The following is a 1,433-nucleotide window of genomic DNA, read 5'->3' as shown; positions in this document are numbered from 1 at the left end:
CCCACCCGTCCGGCGCCGACGACGCCGACCGTGAGCCGGGCAGGAGTGCCGACCTTGGCCGACGCCAAGGTCGCGGGCCGCCGGTAGGCGGCCGAGTGGGTGCGCAGCCGTGCGCTCATGTCACGATCCAGTCCTCGAGACGGGGTACCGGTCGGGGCAAGTATGCGTCTCTGAAGCGGATCTGAAACAAGGTTGTGTGAAATCGTTCACCGGTGTGAGGAGGGCCCCATGTCGATGTGCTGGCGCGAGGCGATGCGGCATGCCCTCTACGGGCCGGAGGGCTTCTTCGTCTCCGGCGCCGGGCCCGCAGCCCATTTCCGGACCAGCGTGCACGCCTCCCCGGTCTTCACCTCGGCGCTGCTCCGCCTGATCCACCACCTCGACGCCGCCCTGGGCTTCCCCGACCGGTTCGACGTGGTGGATGTGGGGGCTGGGGGTGGCGAACTGCTCAACTCACTCGCCGTGGGGGTTTCCGGGGAGCCCGCCCGCTCCGGGCGGTCAGGCTTGATCCCTGCGCGGGCGGGCTCCCCGGAAACCCTGACCACCACGGCCGCCGTTCGCCCCGGCCCGGGTGGTGTCTCGTCCGGGTCCGTCGATGCGTCGCTGTCCGCGCCGGTTCCGCTGGCTCGGCGGGTACGGTTCACCGCCGTCGAACTCGCCCCGCGCCCAGAGAACCTTCCCGACCAGATCACCTGGACGAACGAGATCCCCACCAGCATCATCGGCCTGCTCCTGGCCACCGAGTGGCTCGACAACATCCCCCTCGACCTCGCCGTCCACACCGACCACAACTGGCACTACCTGCTCGTCGACCCCACCACGGGAGCCGAGACGACAGGCGAACCAGTAAGTCGAGACGACACAACCTGGCTGACGACCTGGTGGCCCACCCCGACCCACCAGCCCCCCGGGGCGCGGACCCGCACGGATGATCCGAACCTCCCCCCGCAGACCCCGACGGACGGGTCGGGCCCGACCACGTCGGGTTTCCGGGCAGCCCGGCCGGCGCAGGGATCAAGCCTGACCGCCCGGAGCCGGCCGGGCTGCCCGGAAACCCCCACGGACCACACCCCCACGGACCGCACCCCTACGCGCATACCGCCGATGGGGCGGGCGGAGATCGGGCGGACCAGGGACGAGGCGTGGGCGCACGCCGTGGGGTGCGTCGAGCAGGGGCTGGCGTTGGCCGTGGACTACGGCCACCTGCGCGCGGAGCGCCCGTTCGACGGGACGCTTACCGGCTACCGGGCTGGGCGGCAGGTGCCGCCGGTGCCGGACGGCTCCTGCGACGTCACCGCACACGTGGCCATGGACTCGGTCGCCGCCACCGGTGAGCGGGTCGCCCGGTGTGCGTACGTCCTGACGTCACAGCGGGAGGCGTTGCGAGCGCTCGGGGCCGACGGTGGCCGACCGCCGCTGAGCCTGGCCACCAG

1 protein-coding gene is annotated in these 1,433 nt (G+C 72.2%); it reads left to right on the top strand.

Annotation, left to right across the window (positions count from 1 at the left end; all coding sequences use genetic code 11):
- Positions 1-228: 228 nt before the first annotated feature.
- The coding region (locus ENC19_RS29100) for an SAM-dependent methyltransferase (RefSeq protein ID WP_235945215.1) at positions 229-1,433 on the top strand (1,205 nt) is incomplete at its 3' end.

Source organism: Verrucosispora sioxanthis (genome assembly GCF_010560025.1).
GTDB classification, from domain to species: Bacteria; Actinomycetota; Actinomycetes; order Mycobacteriales; family Micromonosporaceae; genus Micromonospora; species Micromonospora palythoicola.
This window is presented reverse-complemented; position numbering and strand designations above follow the sequence as displayed.